Here is a 24,400-nt window from a genome sequence, read left to right as displayed (position 1 = left end):
AGCGAGCGCTTAGAGTGCCCGTTCAGAGCGGCCCGGCCGGTCAGAGCTTCTCGAACGGGTGGAAGACGCGCTCGGTCGCCTCCTGCCGGTCGCGGATGACCTTGGCGAGGGTGAAGGCGGAGGTCACGAGGTACAGGACGGCGATGCCCAGGAAGGCCCGGACCCAGGCGTCCGCGTTCAGTTTGAAGATGCCGATGGCGGTCGCGGCCATGGCGACCGCGAAGGAGGCGACGGCCTGGCCGTAGAAGGCGGCCGTGTTCTGCTGCTTGCCCGGTGTGTCACTCATGGGGACAAGCGTCGGCGGATGTGGCCGGTCCCACATCCGCCGAAGTACCTAGGGAGTACTCAGAACTGAGGGTGGTTCAGAAGGCGGAGACCCCCGTCAGGGCCCGCCCGATGAGCAGTTTCTGTATCTGGCTGGTCCCCTCGTACAGGGTCATCACACGCGCGTCCCGCAGCAGCTTGCCCGCCGGGTACTCGTCGATGTAGCCGTAGCCGCCGAAGACCTGCAGCGCGTTGTTGGCGGCGCGCACGGCGGCCTCGGACGCGAACAGCTTCGCCTTGGAGGACTCGACGGCGAAGGGCTCTCCTCGGTCGATCAGGTCGGCGACCCGCCAGGTCAGCAGCCGGGCCGCGTCCACGTCGACGGCGATGTCGCTGATCAGCTCCTGGACGAGCTGGTGGTGGGCGATGGAGCGGCCGAACTGCTCGCGCTCACCGGCGTACCGCACGGCGGCGTCCAGCGCGGCCTGGGCTATGCCCACGCATCCGGCGGCCACCGACATCCGCCCCTTGGCGAGGGCCGACATGGCGACCGAGAACCCCTTGCCCTCCTCGCCGAGCATCGCGGAGGCGGGCACGCGGACGCCCTCCAGGGCGAGTTCGGCGGTCGCCTGGCCGCGCAGGCCGAGCTTGCCGTGGATGGTGCGGCGGGTCAGACCGGGGGTGTCGGCCGGGACGAGGAAGGCGGAGACCCCCTTGCGGCCGGGCGCGTCCGTGGAGCGGGCGAACAGCAGCACCACATCGGCCCAGGTCCCGTTGGTGATGAACATCTTGGTGCCGTCGATGACGTAGTCGTCGCCGTCACGCACGGCGCGCGTGGTCAGGTTGCCGGCGTCGGAGCCGGTGCCGGGCTCGGTGAGGCCGAAGCAGCCGACGTACTCGCCGGCGGTGAGTCCCGGCAGCCACCGCCGCTTCTGCTCCTCGCTCCCCCAGGCGGCGATGGTCTTCGCCACCAGCCCGAGCGAGACGGACACGATCCCGCGTACGGACGAGTCGCCCCGACCCAGCTCCTCCGTCACCAGGCAGTAGGCGAGGTGGTCGCCGCCGGAGCCGCCGTACTCCTCGTCCACGGTCAGGCCGAGGAAGCCGACCTCGCCGAGCTTCTTCACGACGGCCCGGTCGACCTCCTCGGCCCGGTCCCAGTCGACGACATGCGGAGCGATCTCGCGGGCGACGAAGTCCCGGGCCAGCTGCCGTACGGCCGTCTGCTCCTCGCTCAGCCCCAGGTTCACCACGGGATCACCCCACTTGAAATCCGTACCTTTGAAATCCGCACATTTAAATTAGCACTGCTAGTTTCTCTTCGCAGCCCTACTATGTGCGCCATGGCCCGACCGCGCAAGCCCCTGCTGAGCACCGACCGGATCGTCGAGGCGGCACGCGCGCTCGTGGACGCGGAGGGCCTGGCGGCCGTCTCCACCCGGCGGCTCGCGGCTGAGCTCGGGGTCAGCGGGCCCTCGCTCTACAACCACTTCCGCACCAAGGACGAGATCCTCGAAGCGGTCGCCGACTCGGTGAGCGCGCAGGTCGACCTGTCGATGTTCGAGGACGGCCGCGACTGGCGGACCGCGCTGCACGACTGGGCCGTCTCCTACCGGGACGCCCTGCGCGACCATCCCAACATCGTCCCGGTCCTCGCGACCGGCCCCGGCCGCCGCCCGGCCGGCCTCCGGCTGGCGGACGCGGTGTACGGCGCGATGGTCGACGCCGGCTGGCCTCCGGCCCAGGCGACGTCGATCGGCGCGCTGATGCGGTACTTCATCATGGGCTCGGCGCTCGGCTCCTTCGCCGGCGGTTTCGTGGACGACGCGACCGCCTACGACCCCGCCGACTACCCCCACCTCGGGCAGGCCCACCTCCTCGCCGAGCAGCAGGAGAAGATCGACGAGCGGGCCTTCGAGACGGGCCTGACGGCACTGCTGGACGGACTTTCCCAGCAGTACGAGCAGGTACGGCGGCCGGTGTAGCGACCTTTCGGCGGGCGCCGAAGTGTCCGTACCCCATCCTGGGACGCATGACCACGAGGGATCCCCAGGCGCAGCGGCTGGCCCGGCTCGCCGGGCTGATCGCCGACGAGACACGGGCCGCGTGTCTGCTCGCGCTGCTGGACGGACGGGCGTGGACCGCGGGTGAGCTGGCCCGGCACGCCGGGGTCGCCCCGTCGACGCTCAGCGAACACCTCGGCAAGCTCGTCACGGGCGGCCTGCTGACGGAGGAACGCCAGGGCCGGCACCGGTACGTCCGTCTCGCGGACGCGCGGGTCGCCCACCTGGTGGAGGACCTGGCAGCACAGGTACCGCCGGAAGACGCCGTACGGCCGCGGGGGCTGCGGGCGTCGAGCGCGGGGTCCGCGATGGCGCGGGGGCGGACCTGTTACGACCATCTGGCGGGGCGGCTCGGGATCGCGGTGACCGACGGACTGACCGTGCGGGGGCTGTTGCGCCAGGGCACGGGGTTCGCACTCACGGATGCGGGGGTCGACTGGTTCGGGGCCGCGGGTATCGCGCTGGCCCCCGGGAGCCGACGCCCCTTGGCCCGGGCCTGCCTGGACTGGACGGAACGCCGGCCGCACCTGGCCGGTGCGGCGGGGGCCGCGCTGTGCCGGCATGCGTTCTCGGTGGGGTGGTGCGTGCGGATCGGTACCGAGCGGGCTGTGAAGGTGACGGATGCCGGTGAGCGGGCCCTGTGGGAGCTGTTGGGGATCGAACCGGGGGCGTTGCGGTGAGGAGGGCTACGTGCCGGGTGCGGGTGAGTGGGGGGTGTTCGCGCAGTTCCCCGCGCCCCTGGAGATGCGGCCGTTTCCTCAGGGGCGCGGGGAACTGCGCGACCGGCCACGACCGGCCCGCACCCGGCATGACACCCCAGCCGCCCTCCCCCGTAGCCGCCCCCACCCCACCGTCCGATATCCGCCAGCCGTCGCCACCACCCCGTGCCTAGCCTCAGGAGCATGATGAACGCCAGTCCGACGACGAACCGCGCCGGCCTCCACGCGGCGGCCGCCGCTGCCGTGACCGTCGTGCTGTGGGCCTCCGCCTTCGTGTCGATCCGGAGTGCCGGAACCGCCTACTCCCCCGGCGCCCTCGCGTTGGGACGGTTGCTGTCCGGCTCCCTCGTGCTCGGCGTCATCCTGGTCGTACGGAGGGCGGGCCTCCCGCCGCGCTCGGCCTGGCGCGGCATCCTGATATCCGGCGTCCTCTGGTTCGGCTTCTACAGCGTCGTGCTGAACTGGGGCGAGCAGCAGGTCGACGCCGGCACCGCGGCCCTGGTCGTGAACATCGGCCCCATCCTCATCGCCCTGCTCGGCGCGAAGATCCTCGGCGACCCCATGCCGCCCCGTCTGCTGGCCGGCATGGCGGTGTCGTTCGCCGGGGCCGTCGCCGTCGGACTGTCGATGTCCGGCGAGGGCGGTTCCTCGGTGCTCGGCGTCGTCCTGTGTCTGCTCGCCGCGATTTCGTACGCGGCCGGAGTCGTCGCCCAGAAGCCGGCACTGGGACAGGCCGGCGCCCTCCAGGTGACGGCCTTCGGCTGTCTGGTCGGCGCGGTGCTGTGCCTGCCGTTCGCCGGGCAGCTGGCCCACGAGGCGGCCCACGCACCCGTGTCGGCGACGCTCAACATGGTGTACCTGGGCGTGTTCCCGCTGGCGCTGGCGTTCACGACCTGGGCGTACGCCCTCGCCCGTACGACCGCCAGCCGCATGGGCGCGACGACGTACGCCGTCCCCGCCCTGGTCGTGCTGATGTCCTGGCTGGCGCTCGGCGAGGTGCCGGGGCTGCTGACCCTCGCGGGCGGGGCTCTGTGCCTGGCCGGCGTCGCGGTGTCCCGGTCGCGGCCCCGGGCGGCGGCGAGCAGCGTCGTGGCCGAGCCGCAGCGCGAGGAGGTGCCGTGAGCCGAGGCGGAGGCCACGCTCTCGGCCCGCTACCGGGCGGCCCTGGAGATGGCCGCCTACGCCGACGAGCACCGGCCGAGGAGATCCCCTTGCTCCCCGTACCGCTCAGAAGACCACGAGTGCCCGGCCGCCCTTCCCCGCGAGCATGTTGTCGAAGGCGGCCGGGATGCCGTCCAGGGCGATCCGCTCGGTGACGAGCGCGCCCAGGTCGAGGCGGCCGGAGCGGACGTGGTCGGCCAGGACCGGGAGGTCCTTCGCCGGGTCCGTGTTGCCGTAGACGCAGCCCGCGAGGGTGCGGCCCCAGTGGAAGATCTCCAGCGCGTTGAAGGTGACCTGCTGGTCCTTGCCGCCGATGCCGACGACCGTCGTACGGCCGCCCCGGCGGGTGGAGTCCCAGGCGGTGCGGATGGTCGCCGCGCGGCCCACGCACTCGATCGCCGCGTCGACGCCCTGTGTGCCGGTCAGCCCCCGGATCTCGCGGGCCGTGTCGTCGGACGCGAGCACGTAGTCGGTGGCACCGGCCGCGCGCGCCAGCTCCTCCTTCTGGGGGGAGACGTCGACCGCGACGATGCGGGAGGCTCCCGCGATACGGGCCCCTTGCAGCGCCGCCAGGCCCACTCCCCCGACGCCGTACACCGCGACCGTCTCGCCGGGCTGGACCTTCGCCGCGTGGTGGACGGCGCCGTAGCCGGTGAGGACCGCGCAGCCCAGCAGGGCCGCGTCGGTGAGCGGGACGCCGTCGGGGAGGGGCAGGACGCAACCCGACGAGACGACGGTCTCCTCGGCGAACGCGGCCACGTTGAGACCGGGATGCAGTTCGGTGCCGTCGGCGGTGCGGGCGTACACGTCGGCCGCGCCGTTCAGGGCGTTGGCGCACAGCCAGACCTCGCCCAGCGAGCAGGCGTGGCAACTGCCGCAGGACGGGGCCCAGTTGAGGACGACCTCGGCGCCCGGGGCGACATGCGTGACGCCCTCCCCGACGGCGACGACCGTGCCGGCGCCCTCGTGACCGAGCACGGCGGGCACCGGCACCCGCATCGTGCCGTTGGACAGGGACAGGTCGGAGTGGCACACCCCGGCCGCGGCGAGCCGCACCCGGACCTGTCCGGGGCCCGGGTCGGGAAGCTCGATGTCCGTGAGCTCCAACGGGGCGCCCACTGCGGGCAGTACGGCTGCGCGAACCACGGAAACGCTCCTCAGAACTGCAGGGACTTGGTCTGGAGGTACTCGGCGAGACCGTGCGTGCCGAGCTCGCGGCCGACGCCGGACTGCTTGTAACCGCCGAAGGGGGCCAGGGGGTTGAAGCGGCCGCCGTTGATGTCGACCTGCCCGGTGTCCATCCTTCGGGCGAAGGCGACCGCCTCCGCCTCGTCGCCGGCCCACACGGCACCCGCGAGGCCGTACACCGTGCCGTTGGCGATGCGCAGGGCGTCCTCCTCGTCGTCGTAGCGCAGGACGGACAGAACCGGGCCGAAGATCTCCTCCTGGGCGACGGTCATCTCGGGGGTGACGTCGGCGAGGACGGTCGGGGAGACGAAGTAGCCCTGCTCGCGCGGCGATTCGGGTCCGCCGGCGACCAGCCGCGCTCCCTCCGCGACACCCTTCTCGATGTAACCGAGCACCCGTGCCCGCTGTTTGGCGTTCACCACGGGGCCGATGCGGGAGCCGTACTTCGCGGCGGCGGTGGCGGCCAGTTCGACCGCCTCCTCGTACTGGTCGCGGTGCACCAGCATCCGGGTCCAGGCGCTGCACGTCTGGCCGGAGTTGGACATGACGTTGGCGACACCGACGTTGACCGCCTTGGCCAGGTCGGCGCTCGGCAGGATGACGTTGGCGGACTTGCCGCCCAGCTCCAGGGCGACCCGCTTCACGGCCGCGCCCGCCGTCGCGCCGATCCGCCGGCCCACGGCCGTCGACCCGGTGAAGGAGACCATGTCGACATCCGGGTGCTCGGCGAGGGCCTGCCCGGCGACCGGTCCGAGTCCGGTGACCAAGTTGAAGACACCGGCCGGCACTCCCGCCTCGAGGACCGCCTCGGCGAAGAGCTGGGCGACCAGCGGGGTGTCCTCGGCGGGCTTCAGCACGACGGTGCAGCCCGCCGCGAGCGCCGGGGCGACCTTGGCGACGATCTGGTGGAGCGGGTAGTTCCAGGGCGTGATCGCGCCGACCACGCCGACCGGCTCCAGGTAGACCGTCGAGTTCCCGTGCCTCTCCTCGAAGGCGTACGTCCTCGCGAGGTCGGCGTACGAGCCCGCCACGGCGATCGGCACGGCGGCGTGGACGTTCTGCGAGAACTGCGGCGGCGAGCCGAGTTCGGCGGTGACCGTCTCGGCGATCTCGTCCTTGCGGGCGACGAGGACGTCCCGCAGGGCGGCCAGCCGCGCGCCCCGCTCGGCGGGCGGGGTGGCGGCCCAGCCCGGGAAGGCGGCGCGGGCGGCCCGTACCGCCGCGTCCACGTCCTCGGCCGTCCCCGCGGGGACCTGGCCGATGACCTGCTCGTCCACCGGGTTCACGACGTCGATCACGTCCCGGCCCGCGGCGGAACGCCACTCCCCGCCGATGTACATGCCGTCATGTGCCTTCATGGTGCTCCTCAGGGCAGCGCCGCGGTTCGCGTCCCAACCTACCGACAGCCACATAAACTAGCGGCGGTAGTTTTGAAACGCCAGACGCCGCGGCCTGTGAGGACGCCAGACGCCCCGGCCCGTGAGGACCGTCAGCCGTCGAGATCGGGCAACCTCGCCGGAGCCGGGCAGATCCGCTCACCGTGCTGGTCGAAGACGAACAGGTGGGCGATGTCGACCAACAGCGGCACCTGGAGCCCTCGGCGCAGATCGATGTCGGGCGTCGTGCGGACCACCAGATCCCCGGGGAGACGCGGCTCGGCCGGGGCCGGCTCCGCGTCCCGCGACTCGTCGTCGAGCACCACCACGGGCCCGGCGCGCAGCGCCTCCGCCCGGTCCTTCAACCGGCCCAGGACGCTCGTCCCGCCGCGTCTGCGCCGGGCCTGCCTCCCGGGGCGCGGGGCCTCCAGATCCGGTACGACGGCGGGCTGGGAACCGGTGTTGAAGTGCACCAGCACCTCGTGCCCCTGGAACTCCACATGCTCGACCAGCCCGGTCAGCGGCACCTCACCCGCCCGGGCGGAGCTGTGCTTGGCGATGCGGACGGCCTCCGAACGCAGCCCGACGATCACCTCCCGGCCCTGCTGGACCCGGAGCAACTGGTGGTCCAGGGACAGCGGTTCGGGCAGCCGCAGGAACTGCTTGCCCAGGCTGATGGTCATCGCGCCGTCCAGTGGGGCCCGCACCAGGCCCCGCAGCAGATTGATGCGCGGGGTGCCGATGAAGGCGGCGACGAAGACGTTGCGGGGCAGGGCGTACACCGTGCGCGGGCTGCCCACCTGCTGCAGGACGCCGCCGCGCAGTACGGCGACCCGGTCGCCGAGCGACATGGCCTCGGACTGGTCGTGGGTGACGTACACCGTGGTGACGCCGAGCTCCCGGGTGAGCGCGGCGATCTCGGCGCGGAGATGGTTGCGGAGCTTGGCGTCGAGGTTGGACAGCGGCTCGTCCATCAGGAAGGCGGAGGGGTGGCGGGCGATGGCCCGGCCCATCGCGACACGCTGGCGCTCGCCGCCGGAGAGCTGGCTGGGGAAGCGGTCCAGGAGGTCCTCGATGCCGAGCATGCGGGCGGTGGCGTCGACCCTGGGGCGCGGGTCCTCGCCGGGGTTCTCCACCCGCAGCGGGAAGCCGATGTTGCCGCGGCCGGTCATGTTCGGATAGAGGGCGAAGTTCTGGAACACCATCGCCATGTTCCGCTCGGACGGCAGGAGTTCGCCCGCCTCCTCGCCGTCGAGCAGCAGCCTGCCCTCGGTGATCTCCTCCAGCCCGGCGATCATCCTGAGCACCGTGGACTTCCCGCAGCCGGAGGGCCCCAGCAGGACCAGGAACTCGCCGGGCCGGATGTCCAGCGACAGCCGGTCCACCACGCGGACGCCCCGCGTGTAGGTCTTGGTCACGTCGTACAGAGAGATGGCGCGTGTCATGTCCGGTGCCCCCGAGGGCTGCAGGCGCTGGTGCTCCGCCGTCCGATGGCCTCGTGCGGGTCGTACGAGGTCTGTGGGTCACGGAAATTAACGGAATGTGTGCGGCCGGGGGAAGAGTCAGGGCGGTCCGGTTCGGACTGTGAGAAAGCGGACGATCAGGTTCAGCGTCCGGCCGGGGCGTCGAGGGTCTGGGTGAGGTGCGCGAAGACGACGACGTTGCTGGTGTAGCCCGTCCTGCGGGTGTAGAGGCCACCGCAGGTCAGAACCCGGAGTTCGGGGCGCCGGCTGGGGCCGTACACCTCCTTGTCGGGGAAGTGGGCCTTGTCGAAGACCCGTACCCGGTCCACGGTGTAGACGGCGGTACGGCCGTCGGCGCGCCGGGCCTCGATGCGGCCGCCGCGCGGGACCTGCGCGAGGGCGGCGAAGACGGCTGGGCCGGTATGGGTGTCGCGGTGGCCGACCGCGATGGCGGTGCCGTTCTCGCCCGGCGAGGGCCCGTCCTGGTACCAGCCGACGAGCTTGGGCTTGTCGAGCGGCGGGGTCGCGAGCTGCCGGTCGGGGCCGAGGCCCAGCCCGATGACCGGCGCGTCGATCCCCAGGGACGGTACGCGCAGTCCGGTCGCCGGTGACCGGGGCAGGGGCTTGGGCGGGGTGGCGGGCTCAGCGGCCGCGGGACGGCTGTCGGCCCCGGGGGCCTGGTCGGCGGACGCTTGCGCGGGCGCCTGCCCCCTCGCGGACGCGGCCGGCTCGTGATGCCCCCCGCACCGGACGACCGTCACCAGGACGGCCACGATCGCGGCCGTCCTGGTGAGGCGGTAGGCGCGGGTCCGGTACCAGGGCCTGCGTCTGCGCCTACGCGGCACCATGCGAGCGGCGGCGGAGGATCCGGATGTACACGCCCGCGCTGATGGCGACCAGCCCGACGGCCGCGGCCGCGCTCAGCGGGGTGTACGCCTGCACGGTGTCGACGAGACCGCCGCCGCCGGCGTGCACGCCGCCCTTCGGCCCGCCGTCCTCGTGGCCGCCCCCGGAGCCGCCCCAGGAACCGCCCCCGGAGCCGCCCTCGTGGCCGCCGCCGGAGCCGCCCCAGGAACCGGCGCCGGGACCCGCCGCCTCACGGCCGTGGTCCTCGATGGTCCGGCCCGGGTCCTGGGCCCGGTCGCGGCCGCGCCGGCCGTTGCAGTCGACGACGAAGACCTTCTCCTTGGGGGCGACGGTGGGGACGGCGGTGGGGGCGCCGGCGACCGGCGGGATGGTCCACTGCAGCGTGTACCTGCCGTCGGCCAGGCCCAGCGTGTCGGTGTGACCGGCGCCGCCGGCGAGGGAGATGGCGCCGCTCACGGTCGCCGCCGTGGGCAGCGGGGGCTGCGGCTTGATGGTGTAGTTGACGGTCGTCAGGTCGCCGAAGTTCTCCGCGTCCAGGTAGAACCTGCAGACGACGGGATCGTCCTTCGAGACACCGTAGGGCATCCGCTCATCGTGGATCCTGATGTCGGCTCCGTCTCCGGGGGCGGCCACGGCGGCCGATGCCGCGGCCAAGGAGGCCCCTGCCGCGGTGAGGACGGTGAGGGCCGCGGCGCCGAGACGGGCACCGACGGCGGACGGGGGCATCAAGGTGGGCATGGATGTTCCTCCGAGTCAGACGATTTTCACACAAATCGCTCTTTCACCTGACTCTCTTTCACATCCGCTCCATGACGGACGGGAGCCCTGCCCGACGCGCCGTCAGATATCGCTCGACCGGCGCAACCGAGTGCCGGCCCGGCCCTCCCGGCGGACGACTCCGGCCCCCGGACCGCCGCCCGGAGCCGACGACGACCGCACCGCCACCCCCGCCGACAGCAGCAACAGCCCGCCCAGCATCACGAACGGCGCCGCCACTCCGGCGACCCCCGCCACCAGTCCCGCCGCGGCCGGAGCGGCCACCTGGCCGAGGCGGTTGCCGGTCAGCCGCAGTGCGAGGGCGGTGGAACGGGCGCCGTCGGGAGCGGCCTGCACGACCGTCGTCATGGACAGCGGCTGTCCGACGCCGAGGCAGAAGCCGAGCGCGGCCAGCATCGGACCGAGCCCCCACACCGGCACGGGCAGGGCGACGCCCGCGCACAGCAGGGCGGCGAGCAGACAGGTCACCGTCAGCAGCAGGGGGCGGCCGAGCAGCCGGAGCAGCGGGGTCAGGACGAGCCGGCAGGCGATGGTCGCCCCGGCGCGCAGACTGAGCAGCACGCCGATCACCGAGGGCGCGATGTCCCGGTGCTGGCCGACTACCGGGAGATACGCGGTGAGGATGTCCGTGGCGGACAGCACCGAGAGGCTGATGAGCATGCCCGCCGGGACGCCCCGGGCGCGCAGGATGCCGCCGACGGGGACGCGATCCCCTTGTGGAGGATGGGACTTGAGGACCGTACGGTCCTCGATGCGCCACAGCGAGGTGAACGCGACGGCCGCGCCCGCGCCCGCCACCACCAGGGCGAGTGCGCTCGTGCCCGCCATGTCGGGCCCGCCGATCAGCGCGCCCGCGGCGATCGGGCCGACGAGCTGGCCCAGGGAGGCGCCGATGGTGAAGTGGCCGAAGTTGCGGTCCTGTTCGTGGGGCGCGGACTGACGGGCGACCAGGGACTGGGCGCCGATCACGAAGCAGAGGTGGCCGAGGCCCATCACGCCGCTCCAGACCGCCATCGCCCACAGGGAGCCGGCGAGTCCGCTCAGTGCGCAGCCGCCGGCGATGAGGACGACGCCGACGGGCAGCAGGGGCGCGCAGCGGCCGTGGTCGGTGCGCCGACCCAGCGGTACGGCGGCGAAGAGGGGGAGCAGGGCGTAGACGCCCGCGATGACGCCGACGGCCCGCTCGTCGGCGCCCAGCGCCAGGGCCCGGTAGGAGACGGCGGGCCGGGCCATCGACACCGCCCCCTGCGCGAAGGAGAAGGCGATGACGAGGCGGAGCAGCCAGCCGCGGTTTCCACCGGGCCTCATGGGACGAACCTCCGTGGTGCGGTCAGATGATGCCGAAGAGGATCCCTGCCCCGAGCACGACCAGTGATGTGAGCGCGGCCCACTTGACCACGAACCTGGTGTGGTCGCCGAACTCCACCTTGGCCATGCCGACCAGGACGTAGACGGCGGGCACGAGCGGGCTGGACATGTGCAGGGGCTGGCCGACGAGGGAGGCGCGGGCGATCTCCAGGGAGGAGACTCCGTGGGCCTGGCCGGCCTCGGCGAGCACGGGGAGGATGCCGAAGTAGAAGCCGTCGTTCGACATGAAGTATGTGAGCGGGATGCTCAGGACGCCGGTGACGAAGGCCATGTGCGGGCCCATGCCGTCAGGGATGTTGTCCACCAGCCACGTCGCCATGTGGTCGACCATGCCGGTGCCCTGCAGGACGCCGGTGAAGACGGCGGCGGCGAAGACCATGCCGGAGACGTTGAGGACGTTCTCGGCGTGGGCGCCGAGGCGGGCCTTCTGGTCGGGCATGTGCGGGAAGTTGACGGTGAGCGCGAGCGCGGCGCCGAGCAGGAACAGCACCGGGATCGGCAGCCACTCCATGATCATGGCGGTGAGCAGGACGACCGTGAGCAGCGCGTTGAACCAGTACAGCCTGGGGCGCAGGGTGGGCCGGTCGGGGTCGAGGCCCTGGAAGCCGTCGTCCTCGGGCTGCCGAGGAAGGTCCGCGCCGGTGCCCGAACCGCCGCCGCTCCTGGGGCTCTTGCCGGTACCCGCGCCGACCAGCAGCGTCTCCTGCTCGGCGGGCTCCTCCACGAGCACCTCGTCCAGCGTCAGCACGCCGAGCCGCCCCCGCTCGCGGCGGCCGAGGACGTACGCGAGGGCGATGACGAAGAGCAGGCCCACGGCGAGGGCCGGGATCATCGGTACGAAGATGTCGCTGGCGTCGAGCTTCAGCGCGGTGGCCGCGCGGGCCGTCGGACCGCCCCAGGGAAGTGTGTTCATCACGCCGTTGGCCATCGCGGCCACACCGGTCATCACGACCAGGCTCATCTTCAGGCGCTTGTAGAGCGGGTACATCGCCGAGACGGTGATCATGAAGGTGGTGGAGCCGTCGCCGTCGAGCGAGACGATCGCGGCGAGGAGCGCGGTGCCGACGACGATCCGGAGCGGGTCGGCCTTGCAGAACCTCAGGATTCCCCGGACGATCGGGTCGAAGAGGCCGACGTCGATCATCACACCGAAGTAGACGATCGCGAACATGAGCATCGCCGCGGTGGGCGCGAGGCTGGTGACGCCGTCGATGACGTAGTCACCGAGCTTGGCACCCTTGCCCACGAACACGCAGAACAGCGCGGGTATGAGCACGAGTGCCGCGATCGGCGACATCTTCTTCAGCATGATCAGGACCAGGAAGGTCGCGATCATGGCGAAGCCGAGGATGGTCAGCATGAATGGATACCTAACGTTCGCCCTTGAACATCCCACCGGGCAGGCGGTGCGAGGAACGTTAGGTCCGTTCAAACGGCGTTAACAAGATGTTGACGCTTGAGCAATAAGCGCAAAACTGCAGGTCACAGCGATGCCATGATCTCGATGGGCACCCCGTTGAGGACCGCGTTGCCCGACAGCGGGTCGAGGAGGCTGCCGTCGAGGAGCTGGTTGACGTTGACGCCGGGCTCGGTGGCGGCGTGGCGCAGCCGGGTGCCGGGCCGGTCGTGGCCCCAGCCGTGCGGCAGACTCACCACGCCCCGGCGCACCCCGTCGGTGACCTCGGCGCGGGCGGTGACCTCTCCCCCGGCGCCCTTGACCCGTACCGGCGCCCCGTCTCGCACGCCGAGCCGCTCGGCGTCCTCGGGGTGGATGTGCAGGGTGCAGCGGTTGGAACCGCCGGTGAGGGCGGGGACGTTGTGCATCCAGCTGTTGTTGGACCGCAGATGCCGGCGCCCGACCAGCACGAGCCCGTCGGGGCGCTCGCGCAACGCCCGCCGCAGACGCGGCAGATCGTCGGCGATCGGCTGCGGCAGCAGCTCGACCTTGCCGCTGCGGGTCTTCAGCGGCTGCGGAAGGCGGGGGCGCAGGGGGCCGAGGTCGATGCCGTGCGGATGCGCGAGCAGGCGTTCCAGGGACAGCCCGTCCGGTCGTACGCCGAAGCCGTCGCCGTAGGGGCCGAGGCGCAGCATCATGTCGAGCCGGCGCTCCGGGCCGCTGACGCCGGTGAGCTGTGCGGCGAGTTCCTTGGTGTCGCGGCCGTGCACGGGCGAGTGGGGCTCCTTGACCGCCTTGCCGAGGGTCTGGCCGATGACCAGGTCGTCCACGGCGGAGGGATCGGCGCCGTGCATGCCGGTCGCGGCCAGGATCAGCCGGGCGAGTATCTCGGTCTCGGCCATGCGGCCGGGCTCCAGCGGGACGGCGGGACGGCTGTAGCGGACCTGGTTGCGCACGGCGAGGGTGTTGAAGGCGAAGTCGTGGTGCGGGCTCTGGGAGGGCGGGGGCGGCGGCAGTACGACGTCGGCGTGGCGCGAGGTCTCGTTGAGGTAGGGGTCGACGCTGACCATGAAGTCGAGGGAGTCCAGGGCCTTGTCGAGCCGGTCGCCGTCGGGCGCGGAGAGCACGGGGTTGGTGGCGACGGCGATCAGGGCGCGGATCGGCTCGCCCTCCGCGGTCGCCGTGTCGATCTCCTCGGCGAGCGCGGAGAGCGGCAACTCCCCCTTCGCCTCGGGGTGCCTGCTCACCCGTGAGTGCCAGCGGCCGAGGGCGAACCCGTGGCCGGGCCCGGCGGGGCGGGGGGTGCGGTCGGTGGCGGCCTGCGGGAAGAGCGCACCGCCGGGCCGGTCGAGGTTGCCGGTGAGGACGTTGAGGACGTCGACCAGCCAGCTGCCGAGGGTGCCGTACGGGACGGTGCAGCTGCCGATGCGTCCGTACACGGCGGCGGTCGGGGCGGCGGCGAGTTCGCGGGCGAGGGCGCGGACGGTGCCGGCGTCCACGTCGCAGGCGTCGGCGACGGCCTCGGGGGTGAAGTCCCGTACGGCCGCCCGCACTTCCTCGACGCCCTCGACGTGCGGCGCCAACTCGCCGAGTTCCACGAGGTCTTCCTCGAACAGGACGTGTGCCATCGCCGCGAGGAGCAGGGCGTCGGTGCCGGGGCGGATCGCGATGTGGCGGTCGGCGAGCTTCGCGGTGCGGGTGCGGCGGGGGTCGATGACGGTGAGGGTGCCGCCGCGGGCCTTGAGGGCCTTGAGCTTGCCGGGGAAGTCGGGAGCGGTGCACAGACTGCCGTTGGACTCCAGCGGGTTGGCGCCGATCAGCAGCAGATGGTCGGTGTGGTCGAGGTCCGGCACGGGGATCGCGTTCGCGTCGCCGAAGAGCAGTCCGCTGGAGACGTGCTTGGGCATCTGGTCGACGGTGGACGCGGTGAAGACGCTCCGTGTGCCGAGTCCGGCGAGCAGGACCGGCGGATAGAGGGCGCCGGCCATGGTGTGCACGTTGGGGTTGCCGAGGACGACCCCGACGGAGTTCGGCCCGTACCGCTCGACGACGGGGCGGATGCCCGCGGCGACCGCGTCGAAGGCCTCCTCCCAGGTGGCCTCGCGCAGCTCCCCGTCCTTGCGCACCAGCGGTGCGCGCAGCCGGTCCGGGTCGCCGTCGACGGCGCCGAACAAGGCGCCCTTGGGACAGATGAACCCCTTGCTGAAGACGTCGTCCCGGTCACCACGGGCGCCGGTGACCCTGGTCCCCTCGATGGTCAGCGTCAGCCCACAGGTGGCCTCGCACAGGGGACAGATTCGCAGAGCGGTGCGGGACACGGGTCCTCCTGGGGCAGCGGTGCCTGTTCCCGAGGAGCATACCGACCGGTATGGACGGAGGGGAGCCCTCTTCAGGGGTGAGGTCGCGAACCCGCGGCTCCGGTCAGTCCAGAACCCGCGCCAGATACGCCCGCAGCATCTCCCGGGCCTCCTCGATGATCTTCTCGTCGCCGTCCGGGGCCACCCGGAAGGCCAGGTGGACCAGGGTGTCCGCGGTCTCCACGGCGATCAGGAACGTACGGCGCAGATCGTCGTCCGGTTCGCGGTCCAGATAGCCGGAGAGCAGATCGGTGAGGCGGTCGGCGACGCGGTGGTTGGGTTCGGCGTGGCGGGAGCCCACCGGGATCTGGTTGCCGAAGTCGACGAGGGAGAAGCCGGGGGCGGTGCGCTTCATGGCCAGGTACTCGTCGAGCACGGCGTCCATGGCGGTGCGCCAGCCGCCCTCGGTGGACTTCTTCAGCCGCTCGGTGACGCGTTCGGTGAAGCGCTCGAGGTTGCGCTGGGCGAGGGCGTCGGCCATCTGCCGCTTGTTGCCGAAGAAGCGGTAGACCGAGCCGATGGGAACGCCCGCGCGCAGCGCCACGGCACGGGTGCTCAGGTCGTCGTAGCCGACCTCGTCGAGGAGGTCGGCGCAGGCGTCGAGGATCCTGGTGAGTCGTTCGGCACTGCGCCGCTGCACGGGCGCACGGCGTAGCGATGTCGCGTGGGGCACGGGTTTCATGATGCCTTTCCGACGCGGTCCGGTGAACCTCGCCCCTCGGTACGGAGATCGATGCCGGACACACTCATCGCGGCCGGGTCCGGGGTGGCGCCGGGTCCGGCGGAGACGGCCGATGTCCCGCCCGACGCGGAGGGCACCCCCGGTGTTCCGCCTGGGGTGCCCGAGGCACCCGGCGTCCCGCCCGGCTCCGACACCGTGATGTCGGCCGTGCTCTGCACCGGCTTGCCCTTCACCGCCCACACCGTGCCGTCGTCGGCGTACAGCCGGGCGGTGACGTGGTGGGTGCCGCGGGTGACCAGGCGGGCCGGGAGGCGGTAGGCGGTGCCGCGCAGCCGGGTGACGGGCCGGTCGTCGACGAACAGGGAGGCGAAGCCGCGTCCGGGCACGGGTTTCGCCTTCGTGCCGTCGGGCGAGAAGCGGAAGTGGTGGACGGTCAGCCGTACGTCCCAGGTGTCGTGGGCGTCGGGCAGCACCTCGATGCCGACGTCGGGAGCGCCCTTCTTGTCCACCTGGCGCAGCCGCCTGCCCTGCGGGTCGGTGTCGTCGAGGAGCTTGCCCACCGGGGACGTCGACGTCTCACCCTTCCCGTCCGTCCTCTCGTGCGCGTCGCCGCCCCCGCAGCCCGCGGATCCGGCCAGCAGCAGGACACAGGCCGCGAGCACGGCCAGGAGTCCCCGCGTCCACGACATGCCCGGGAGCGTAGAACACCGGTACGACAGGCGAATCCCCCTGGAGTCTTGTTCTGGTTCCTCCCTGATGAGGAGGGCCGGGGCGGGCCGGGGTCCCCCTTGCGCCCGCCGCAACGCAATCCTATGGTGGAGCATAGGAATCACGTCGCAAGGGAGCGGCCATGAGCGGGGACGCGCGCAAGACGGCGGAGGGGCTGAGCTACCTCTCCGGTTTCGGCAACGAGCACAGCTCGGAGGCGGTGCCCGGGGCCCTGCCCGAGGGCCGCAACGCCCCGCAGCGCGCCCCCCTCGGGCTCTACGCGGAGCAGCTCAGCGGCACGGCGTTCACCGAGCCGCGCGCCCACAACCGCCGCTCCTGGCTCTACCGCATCCGCCCCTCGGCCGCCCACCCGGCGTTCACGGAGACCCACAACGGCTGGATCCGCACGGCCCCCTTCACGGAGTCGGTGCCGGACCCCAACCGCCTGCGCTGGGACCCCCTGCCGGAGCCCGCGGAGGGCACCGACTTCCTGGCCGGCCTGTGGACCCTCGGCGGCAACGGCGACGTCACCCAGCGCACCGGCATGGCCGTGCACCTCTACCACGCCACCGCCTCCATGGACCGCGTCTTCAGCGACGCCGACGGCGAGCTGCTGATCGTCCCCGAGCGCGGCGGGCTGCTGCTGCGCACGGAGTTCGGGCTGCTGCACGCGGAGCCGGGCCATGTGGCGCTGATCCCCCGTGGGGTGCGCTTCCGGGTGGAGCTGCTGGACGCTTCAGCCCGCGGATATGTGTGCGAGAACTACGGCGCCCCCTTCCGCCTCCCCGACCTCGGCCCGATCGGCGCCAACGGTCTCGCCAACGCCCGCGACTTCCGCGCGCCCGTCGCCGCCTACGAGGACGTCGAGGGCCCGGTGGAGGTGGTCAACAAGTTCTGCGGCAACCTCTGGACCGCCACCTACGACCACTCCCCGCTCGACGTGGTCGCCTGGCACGGCAACCACGTCCCGTACGTCTACGACCTACGCCGCTTCAACGTCATCGGCAGCATCTCCTACGACCATCCCGACCCGTCGATCTTCACGGTGCTGACGTCCCCGTCGGACACCCCCGGACTGGCCGGCGTCGACTTCATGGTCTTCGCGCCGCGCTGGCTGGTGGGCGAGGACACCTTCCGGCCGCCGTACTTCCACCGGAACGTGATGAGCGAGTACATGGGGCTGGTCGAGGGCGCGTACGACGCGAAGGCCGAGGGCTTCGTGCCGGGCGGCGGCTCGCTGCACAACATGATGTCGGCGCACGGCCCGGACCGGGAGACGTTCGACCGGGCGAGCGCGGCGGAGCTGAGGCCGCAGAAGATCGACGACGGGCTGGCGTTCATGTTCGAGACGCGCTGGCCCGTCCTGCTCACCGCGCACGCGGCCCAGGCGGACCATCTGCAGCCGCACTACGACGACGTGTGGCGGGGACTCGAGCGCCACTTCCGGCCGTTGCACTGATCGCCCACGACCGGTACGGATAGCCCGTGACCTCCTTCGCCCCGGACTCGATCGTCCTGAACCGCAAGCTGCCGCTCTGGTACCAGGTCTCGCAGTCCCTGCGCGCCTCGATACTCGGCCGCTCGCCCCAGGACCCCCTGCGGCTGCCCACCGAGGAGCAGTTGGCGGGGCACTACGGGGTCAGCGTGCTGACCATGCGGCAGGCGCTGAAGGAGCTGGAGGACGAGGGCCTGATCACCCGGCACCGGCGCCGCGGCACCTTCATCGAGCCCGGTGCCCGCCGGGCCGCTCCGGTGCGGCTGCTCGGCTCGGTGGACGCGATCGTGGCCCAGCAGTCCGGCATGACGACCGAGCTGCTGGACCACCGCAGCGCCTCCGTGCCGCCCGAACTCGCCGAGTTCTTCCCGGAGATCGACGAGGTGGCCACGTACCACCGGCTGCGCGGCGACGAGAAGACGGGCGAGCCGACCAACCACGCCCGCAACTACGTGCGTCCGGACATGGCCGCGCTGATCGACCCCTCGGACCTGGTGCGCCGGCCCATGACCAAGGTGCTGCGGGATGTCGTGGGCGCGGACATCAGCCGCATCACGGACACCGTGGAGGCCCGCCTCGCCGACCCGGAGACGGCCCGGCTGCTCCAAGTCCCGCTGCTCAGCCCGATCCTGCACTACACGGGGGTGACGTACGACACCGCGGGACGGGTCCTGGACGTGGCGGTCATCCACTACCGCGGGGACCGCTTCTCCTTCACGGTGACTCTGGACGCCACATGAGCTCACGTTCGGTGGCAGGTCGTACGATGCCCAGCGTGACGCACGACGACGCTCCGCCGCTGGCGGACCTCATGCCGTGGTCCGTCGCACCGCCGCGGCTCGGCCGGGGGTGGCCGACGGGCCCCGACGCGGCATCCCTGAAGGCCCGCTGGGACGCCCTGCTGAAGGCGGACGGTCCGGACCGGGAGGCCCTGTTCGAGCCGACGCGCTCCCGCACACCGCACACGGCGGTGGGGCAGCTCCCGGGGCAGTCGAGCGGCACGGAGAAGCTGATCCGCGCCTCCGGTCCCTGCCCCGAGCCGGTACGGGTCCTGCACGCGCCCTTCGACGAGCAGTGGCTGATCCCCGACCACCGCCTGATCGACACCGCCCGCCCGGAACTGTGGCGGGTGGCGGACGAGCAGCAGATCTTCGTGGTGGAGACCCCGTCGCAGACGGACGGCCCGCAGCTGCTCGCCACCTCCTGCCTCCCGCTGCTCCGCCCCGGCCGCATCCGCCCCCTCTACCGTCGCCCGGGCGGCACCGAACCCAACCTGGCGCCGGGCCTGACGGAGTATCTGGGCACCCGGCTCGGAACGGCGGTGCGGGCGCCGGACGTTCTGGCCTGGATCATGGCGACGGTCCGCCAGGACCTCACCGTGCCCCTCCCGGAGGATCCCGAACTCTGGTCCCGGGGCGTGGAGTTGGGCCACCGTCTGCTGTGGCTGATGCGGCGCGACGGCGAGCGGCCCCGGCTCCCCGGCGGCCGCCGCCCCTACGTCCGCGCCCCGCTCCCCTCGCGTCCTCTCACCCTCGACTACGACCGCGACGAGGAGACCCTGCTGCTGGACGAGGGTCGCATCTCCCCCGTGCCGCCGGAGGCCTGGGACTTCGAGGCGGCCGGAGTCCGGGTGCTGGAGCAGTGGTTCGGCGCCCGGACGGCGGAGCCCGAACCGGGCACCCTGTCGGCGATCCGCCCGGCGACCTGGCCGCAGGCGTGGACGACGGAACTGCTGGAGCTGATCACGGTTCTGGCGCTGCTGGCGGAACTACGGCCGCAGCAGCGGGAGCTGACGGTACCGGCCACGATCACGGCGGCCGAGCTGGCGACGGCGGGCGTGCTGCCGGCGCCGGAGGCCGCCCGCCGGCCCGCCTCGGTCCTGGACCACCACGAGGAGGGCCCGGAGGGCCAGTTCGCGCTGATCTAGAGCCCATCTAGCCCCTGGCGGGGTCGAAGGCGTCGAGGATCCTCTGCAACGCCAGGTCGAAGACGGCGTCCAGGTCGATCGGCCCCGGGTCCTCCATGAAGGCCGCCGCCATCCTGGGGTAGGCCCCGCCGGCGATCTGGCTCCCCAGATAGGCGATCCGCACCGCGTTCTCCTGCTCCTCGGACCAGGGCAGGTTCCTCGTGCGCTCGGCCGTGGCGAGCTCGTTGGAGACGAACATCGTCACCACGCCGTTGAGCATCCCGATCAGCTGCATCTTCATGCCATACGTCATGTCCTCGAGCGGATCCAGGCACGCCAGGCAGTGCTCGAGGTACCGCAGGGCGTTCGGGCTGAAGCCGTACACCGGTGACATCAGCCGCGGGAGCCAGGGATGGCGGTGCATGAGCGTCCGCGTCTGGTGCGCGACCCGCGCCATGTCGGCCCGCCAGTCCCCGCTCGGCTCCCACGGCTCGTGCTCCCCGCTGACCGCGTCCACCATCAGCTCGTACAGGTCCTCCTTGCGGGGGACGTAGTTGTAGAGCGACATGGTCCCGCAGCCCAGCTCGGCCGCGACATGCCGCATCGACACCGCGTCCAGTCCGCCCGCGTCGGCCAGTTTCACCGCCGCCGCCGCGATGTCGGCACGGGTGTACGCCGGTCTCGGCCCCCGCCCCGTCCGCTCGGGCCGGGCCCAGATCACTTCGGGTACCGCCGCTCGGCCCGCCATCGATCATCACCTCGGCCACCATCGTAGTTACGTACACCGTACGTAGTGCGCTATGGTCGGGACATGACTTCTACGTACGCTGTACTTAGTGAAGGTCTGGAGAAGCGCTTCGGCGAGGTGCGCGCCGTACGGGGGTTGGATCTCGCGGTCGCCGAGGGCATGGTCTGCGGGATCCTCGGGCCGAACGGGGCGGGCAAGACGACGGCCGTACGGCTGCTGACGACGCTGTTGCGGCCGGACGCGGGGTCGGCTCGGGTGGCGGGGCACGACCTCGTCCGGGAGCCCGCGGCCGTACGCCGGCACATCGGCGTCACCGGGCAGTACGCGTCGGTCGACGGCGACCTCACCGGCCGGCAGAACCTGCGGCTGTTCGCCCGGCTGCACCGGGTGCGGGACGCGGCCGCCCGGGCCGACGAGCTGCTGGAGCGTTTCGGGCTCACCGAGGCCGCGGGCCGGACCGCCGCCACCTACTCCGGCGGGATGCGCCGCCGGCTCGACCTCGCCGCGAGCCTGATCCGCCGGCCCGCCGTCCTGTTCCTCGACGAGCCCACCACCGGGCTCGACCCGGCCAGCCGCAACCGGATCCGGGACGCCGTGCGCGAGCTCAAGCGGGACGGCACGACCGTGCTGCTGACCACGCAGTACCTGGAGGAGGCGGACCAACTCGCCGACGACATCGCCCTGGTGGCCCGCGGGCGGGTCGCGCACACCGGGTCGCCCGCCCAGCTCAAGGCCCTCATCGGTTCGTACGCGGAAGCCGTCGTCGGCCACGAGGACGCGCTCACCGGGGCGGCGGCCGTCCTGGACCGGCTCACCGGCGCCGAGCCGGCGTTGGACCGGGAGCGCAACGCGGTGGGCGCCGTCACCACCGACCCGACCCTCACCCTCCCGCGCCTGGTGCGCGAACTGGATGCGGCGGGCGTGGCGTTGATCGACGCCAGCCTGCGCCCGCCGACCCTCGACGACGTCTTCCTCCGGCTCACGGACGAGAGCCCGGACGACTCCCCCGACCCCAAGGAGCTTGCGGCATGAGCGCGTTGACGTACGACGGCCTGGCGATGGTGGGCCGGCAGCTGCGGCGGGTCCGCAACAGCCCGGGCCTCGCCGTCCTCACCCAGGTCATGCCGATCAACATGCTGCTCTTCTTCGGCTATGTCTTCGGCAGCGCCCTCGCGATGCCCGGGCGCGAGTACCGGTCCTTCCTGGTTCCGGGGCTGCTGGTGGCGACGGCGGCGGGCGGGATCATGACCGGGATGTTCCAGGCGGCGGCCGACTCGCACCGGGGCGTGATGGACCGGTTCCGCACGATGCCGGTGAGCCGGGCGGCCGTACCGCTCGGCCAGGCGGTGGCCGATCTCGTGGTCACGGCGATCGGGACGGTACCGCTGCTGCTGGTCGGGCTCGCGGTGGGCTGGCGGATCGAGGGGTCGCCGGCCGGGACCCTGGGCGCGGTGGGGCTGCTGCTGCTCTTCCGGTTCGCCTGCACGTCCCTGGGGATCTGGCTGGGGCTGCTCACCCGCAGCGAGGAAGCGGCCGGGCAGCTAGGCGCCTCGACCTTCGTCCTGCCGCTGCTGTCCAACGCCTACATCCCTACGGACGGTCTGCCGGGCTGGCTGCGCGTCCTCGCCGAGTGGAATCCGATCAGCGCGGTCACGACGGCCCTGCGCGACCTGTTCGGGAACGCGCAGGTGCCGTCGGGTGCCGCCTGGCCGGTGGCGCATCCGATCGCCGGGTCACTGCTGTGGTGCGCGGCGCTGATCGCCGTGTTCCTGCCGCTGGCCGTGCGGAGGTACGCGCGCGGGGAGCGCTGACCTCCACGGCCGTCGACGTGGGCGGAGTCGGACCGGGGTACGAAGCGGGTGGGTCGTACCGGAGGTGACGGATCGGGGACGTGGCCGCGCCCGGGTGTGAGCCCGGGCGTCGCTGCATGCCGTGGGGATGACGGACGACGAGACCGCAGCGCTGTGCCGGGCGGCGCGGTGACCCGAGCGCGGCCCCTTTGCCAGGCGGACGCCGGTGTTTCTCAGCGACCGCCGAACAGCGAACGCGTGAGCCGGCGCAGCGGCGCGAAGAGCGAGACGCGGCGGACCCGCGCACCCCGGTCGCTGCGGGTCTGCGTGGTGTCACGAGCGGTCAGCTCGAGCATCAGCGAGGTCGCCTCGGCCGTCTTCTGCTGCGGCACGGCGGGACCCGCCAGCACCGAGAGATGACGGTCCAGACGCGTACTGCTCGCGCTGCTCCCGTAGGTGATCGCAGGGACCCTGGCCCTGCTGCGCACTGTTATCTGTTCCATGTCACTCCCCACCCGTACGAGTCCACCCGGCCCGGGCAGGGTAACCCTATCGCCCCAACCGGGCACTCGTGTATCGCGGTCACAGGATTCACCTTCCCCGTAAGGGTGTTGACGACGCCTCGGCAGTCACTCTCCGAATCCAACCGATTTCAGGGCGAGTTGGACAATCGGCTGGCTGGTGGGCTGCGGGGAACCCCCGTCGGGCTCGACGGTCACTGCGAGTGATGTAGCAGACTTGTTGAGACCGGTCGCGACCAAGGGCGTGTCGCCGGTCGGGAAGAGCCCCAGGGAGCGTGGTTGCGCGCCGGGGCGCATGAGCCACAGCTGGTGCACCCGTCCGCCGGGCGGGACGCCGTATCCGCTCAGCGTGACGATCGCCTGTCCCTCGGACGCGGAGGCGACCACCGCGAGACTTCGCCCCTGGGCGTCCCTGCCGGCACTCGCGCGGGCATCCGGAGCTGCGAGAACGTGGGCGATCTCACGTGACTGCGCCCGCTCCGCGTCCAGCCGGTCCTGCGTCCGGTTCGCCTGGACGGCGAAGAGCGAGGCGACCACGAGGGCCGCGGCGGCCGTCGCGGTGGCGAGCGGCGCGAACAGGGGGCGGCGCTCGCGGGGCGCACGGGAGCGTGCCGGCGGCGGCTGCGTGCCCCAGACATGCGGCGGCAGCTGGGGCGTGTGCTCCCGCGCCGGCCCCTGATCCTGCGGAGTGGCGCGTACGGCGGCCAGCACCCGGTCGCGCATCGCGGGCGGCGGCTGGGCGGCCGTGGACCAGGCGAGGCGGACCGCGTCCTCGGACAGCGCCCGCACCTCGGCGGCACAGGAGGGGCACGACTTCAGGTGCCGCTCGAAGCGGACCCGCTCGGCGGGCTCCAGGGCGTCGAGCGCGTAGGGGGCGGCGAGCGAGTGCAGATCCTCGCGGCCCAGCATCCGGTCGAGGAGACTCATGCGACACCTCCCAGGCACTTGCGCAGCTGGGTGAGTCCATCGCGCATACGGGTCTTGACGGTGCCCAGCGGCAGGGAGAGCCGCTCGGCCACTTCACGGTACGTGTAGCCGTCGTAGTAGGCGAGCGTGACGGACTGGCGCTGCAGCGCGGTGAGGCGGTCCAGGCAGCGGCGCACCAACTCTCGCTCCAGGCCCGCCTCCACCTCCTCGGTCACCTGGTCGAAGGCGGTGCTGTGGGCCCGGCGGGCCTCGCGCTGCTCGCGTTCACCGGCCGCGCGGGCGCTGCGCACCCGGTCGACGGCGCGACGGTGGGCGAGGGTGAGGATCCAGGACAGCGCGCTGCCCCGGCCGGGGTCGAACCGGGCGGCGGAGCGCCAGAGTTCGAGCAGCACCTCCTGCGCCACCTCCTCCGACTGCGCGGGATCGCGTACGACACGGCGCACCAGCCCGAACACCGGCCCGGACACGAGTCCGTACAGCGCTTCGAAGGCCTTCTGGTCGCCGCCGGCCACGAGTACCAGAAGCTCGTCCGCCTCCACTCGGTCCCTCTCTTCCCGGCCGCATGGGCCCCGTCCTGTCACACCAGGCATTCGCAACGAACGCACCTCCGGATGGGGTTACGGA

The 24,400-nt window shown here is 72.3% G+C and carries 24 protein-coding genes; 8 read left to right on the top strand and 16 right to left on the bottom strand.

All coding sequences use genetic code 11. The annotated features are described in order from the left end of the window. Positions 1-40 precede the first annotated feature (40 nt). A complete protein-coding gene (locus tag ACWCQ1_RS27345; RefSeq protein WP_358601918.1) occupies positions 41-286 on the bottom strand; it encodes a YiaA/YiaB family inner membrane protein in 246 nt (81 codons plus the stop codon). Between the two features lie 76 nt (positions 287-362). Then, complete coding sequence (locus ACWCQ1_RS27340; RefSeq protein ID WP_358602018.1) at positions 363-1,514, bottom strand: acyl-CoA dehydrogenase family protein; 1,152 nt, start codon at positions 1,512-1,514, stop codon at positions 363-365. A gap of 93 nt (positions 1,515-1,607) precedes the next feature. Here ACWCQ1_RS27340 and ACWCQ1_RS27335 point away from each other — a divergent pair, with 93 nt between their 5' ends. The 3 genes from ACWCQ1_RS27335 to ACWCQ1_RS27325 all read left to right on the top strand — a co-directional run bounded on the left by ACWCQ1_RS27335 (position 1,608) and on the right by ACWCQ1_RS27325 (position 4,168). Continuing rightward, positions 1,608-2,249, top strand: a complete 642-nt coding sequence (locus ACWCQ1_RS27335) for a TetR/AcrR family transcriptional regulator (RefSeq protein WP_133047206.1) — start codon at positions 1,608-1,610, stop codon at positions 2,247-2,249. A 47-nt stretch (positions 2,250-2,296) separates the two neighbouring features. Further along, a complete protein-coding gene (locus tag ACWCQ1_RS27330) occupies positions 2,297-3,007 on the top strand; it encodes an ArsR/SmtB family transcription factor (RefSeq protein ID WP_358601915.1) in 711 nt (236 codons plus the stop codon). A 225-nt stretch (positions 3,008-3,232) separates the two neighbouring features. Beyond that, the gene (locus tag ACWCQ1_RS27325; RefSeq protein ID WP_451027609.1) at positions 3,233-4,168 is read left to right on the top strand and encodes a DMT family transporter; all 936 of its coding nucleotides are present in this window, start codon (positions 3,233-3,235) and stop codon (positions 4,166-4,168) included. A gap of 105 nt (positions 4,169-4,273) precedes the next feature. Here the strand turns inward: ACWCQ1_RS27325 and ACWCQ1_RS27320 are convergent, their stop codons facing one another. The 10 genes from ACWCQ1_RS27320 to ACWCQ1_RS27275 form a co-directional block, all read right to left on the bottom strand. Beyond that, the gene (locus ACWCQ1_RS27320) at positions 4,274-5,353 is read right to left on the bottom strand and encodes a Zn-dependent alcohol dehydrogenase (RefSeq protein ID WP_451027589.1); all 1,080 of its coding nucleotides are present in this window, start codon (positions 5,351-5,353) and stop codon (positions 4,274-4,276) included. An 11-nt stretch (positions 5,354-5,364) separates the two neighbouring features. Further along, positions 5,365-6,753, bottom strand: coding sequence for an aldehyde dehydrogenase family protein (locus ACWCQ1_RS27315; RefSeq protein ID WP_358601907.1), 1,389 nt, complete (start codon positions 6,751-6,753; stop codon positions 5,365-5,367). Between the two features lie 131 nt (positions 6,754-6,884). Continuing rightward, on the bottom strand, positions 6,885-8,216 hold the full coding sequence (locus ACWCQ1_RS27310) for an ABC transporter ATP-binding protein (protein ID WP_451027588.1): 1,332 nt from the start codon (positions 8,214-8,216) through the stop codon (positions 6,885-6,887). 161 nt (positions 8,217-8,377) lie between these two features. After that, on the bottom strand, positions 8,378-9,082 hold the full coding sequence (locus ACWCQ1_RS27305; protein ID WP_451027587.1) for a class F sortase: 705 nt from the start codon (positions 9,080-9,082) through the stop codon (positions 8,378-8,380). Next, entirely contained in the window at positions 9,069-9,839 is a 771-nt protein-coding gene (locus ACWCQ1_RS27300) for a hypothetical protein (protein ID WP_358601901.1), read from the bottom strand. The genes ACWCQ1_RS27305 and ACWCQ1_RS27300 overlap by 14 nt, the downstream gene beginning before the upstream one ends. A 102-nt stretch (positions 9,840-9,941) precedes the next feature. Beyond that, the gene (locus tag ACWCQ1_RS27295) at positions 9,942-11,186 is read right to left on the bottom strand and encodes an MFS transporter (protein ID WP_451027586.1); all 1,245 of its coding nucleotides are present in this window, start codon (positions 11,184-11,186) and stop codon (positions 9,942-9,944) included. A 22-nt stretch (positions 11,187-11,208) separates the two neighbouring features. Continuing rightward, on the bottom strand, positions 11,209-12,606 hold the full coding sequence (locus ACWCQ1_RS27290) for a CitMHS family transporter (RefSeq protein ID WP_358601898.1): 1,398 nt from the start codon (positions 12,604-12,606) through the stop codon (positions 11,209-11,211). 122 nt (positions 12,607-12,728) lie between these two features. Further along, entirely contained in the window at positions 12,729-14,960 is a 2,232-nt protein-coding gene (locus ACWCQ1_RS27285; RefSeq protein ID WP_451027585.1) for a molybdopterin oxidoreductase family protein, read from the bottom strand. Between the two features lie 103 nt (positions 14,961-15,063). Beyond that, a complete protein-coding gene (locus ACWCQ1_RS27280; protein WP_133047217.1) occupies positions 15,064-15,681 on the bottom strand; it encodes a TetR family transcriptional regulator in 618 nt (205 codons plus the stop codon). After that, on the bottom strand, positions 15,678-16,370 hold the full coding sequence (locus tag ACWCQ1_RS27275) for a hypothetical protein (RefSeq protein ID WP_358601892.1): 693 nt from the start codon (positions 16,368-16,370) through the stop codon (positions 15,678-15,680). Before ACWCQ1_RS27275 ends, ACWCQ1_RS27280 begins: the two co-directional genes overlap by 4 nt. A gap of 161 nt (positions 16,371-16,531) precedes the next feature. Here ACWCQ1_RS27275 and hmgA point away from each other — a divergent pair, with 161 nt between their 5' ends. Genes hmgA through ACWCQ1_RS27260 form a run of 3 tightly spaced genes read left to right on the top strand, consistent with a single transcriptional unit; the run spans position 16,532 to position 19,811 of the window. Continuing rightward, a complete protein-coding gene (gene hmgA, locus ACWCQ1_RS27270) occupies positions 16,532-17,848 on the top strand; it encodes a homogentisate 1,2-dioxygenase (RefSeq protein WP_451027584.1) in 1,317 nt (438 codons plus the stop codon). A gap of 26 nt (positions 17,849-17,874) precedes the next feature. Beyond that, entirely contained in the window at positions 17,875-18,624 is a 750-nt protein-coding gene (locus tag ACWCQ1_RS27265; RefSeq protein WP_358601888.1) for a GntR family transcriptional regulator, read from the top strand. Between the two features lie 26 nt (positions 18,625-18,650). Next, on the top strand, positions 18,651-19,811 hold the full coding sequence (locus ACWCQ1_RS27260) for a type ISP restriction/modification enzyme (protein WP_358601885.1): 1,161 nt from the start codon (positions 18,651-18,653) through the stop codon (positions 19,809-19,811). Positions 19,812-19,818: 7 nt separating this feature from the next. Here ACWCQ1_RS27260 and ACWCQ1_RS27255 read toward each other — a convergent pair whose 3' ends face one another. Then, positions 19,819-20,538, bottom strand: a complete 720-nt coding sequence (locus ACWCQ1_RS27255; RefSeq protein ID WP_133047222.1) for a TetR/AcrR family transcriptional regulator — start codon at positions 20,536-20,538, stop codon at positions 19,819-19,821. Between the two features lie 63 nt (positions 20,539-20,601). Here ACWCQ1_RS27255 and ACWCQ1_RS27250 point away from each other — a divergent pair, with 63 nt between their 5' ends. Together ACWCQ1_RS27250 and ACWCQ1_RS27245 are read left to right on the top strand one after the other, a co-directional pair. Beyond that, the gene (locus ACWCQ1_RS27250; RefSeq protein WP_451027583.1) at positions 20,602-21,570 is read left to right on the top strand and encodes an ATP-binding cassette domain-containing protein; all 969 of its coding nucleotides are present in this window, start codon (positions 20,602-20,604) and stop codon (positions 21,568-21,570) included. Next, the gene (locus ACWCQ1_RS27245) at positions 21,567-22,349 is read left to right on the top strand and encodes an ABC transporter permease (protein ID WP_133047224.1); all 783 of its coding nucleotides are present in this window, start codon (positions 21,567-21,569) and stop codon (positions 22,347-22,349) included. Before ACWCQ1_RS27250 ends, ACWCQ1_RS27245 begins: the two co-directional genes overlap by 4 nt. A gap of 212 nt (positions 22,350-22,561) precedes the next feature. Here the strand turns inward: ACWCQ1_RS27245 and ACWCQ1_RS27240 are convergent, their stop codons facing one another. From ACWCQ1_RS27240 to ACWCQ1_RS27230, 3 genes are all read right to left on the bottom strand, one after another. Beyond that, positions 22,562-22,831: a hypothetical protein gene (locus tag ACWCQ1_RS27240; protein WP_133047225.1), complete on the bottom strand. Its 270-nt coding sequence runs from the start codon at positions 22,829-22,831 to the stop codon at positions 22,562-22,564. A 126-nt stretch (positions 22,832-22,957) separates the two neighbouring features. Further along, positions 22,958-23,776 carry an anti-sigma factor gene (locus ACWCQ1_RS27235; protein ID WP_358601878.1) on the bottom strand — a complete coding sequence of 273 codons (819 nt, stop codon included), beginning with the start codon at positions 23,774-23,776 and terminating at the stop codon, positions 22,958-22,960. Beyond that, positions 23,773-24,366 (bottom strand): sigma-70 family RNA polymerase sigma factor, encoded by a 594-nt coding sequence (locus ACWCQ1_RS27230; protein WP_244373272.1) that lies wholly within the window; start codon positions 24,364-24,366, stop codon positions 23,773-23,775. Before ACWCQ1_RS27230 ends, ACWCQ1_RS27235 begins: the two co-directional genes overlap by 4 nt. Between the last annotated feature and the right edge of the window lie 34 nt (positions 24,367-24,400).

This window comes from Streptomyces sp. NPDC002144, from assembly GCF_053593695.1.
This window is presented reverse-complemented; position numbering and strand designations above follow the sequence as displayed.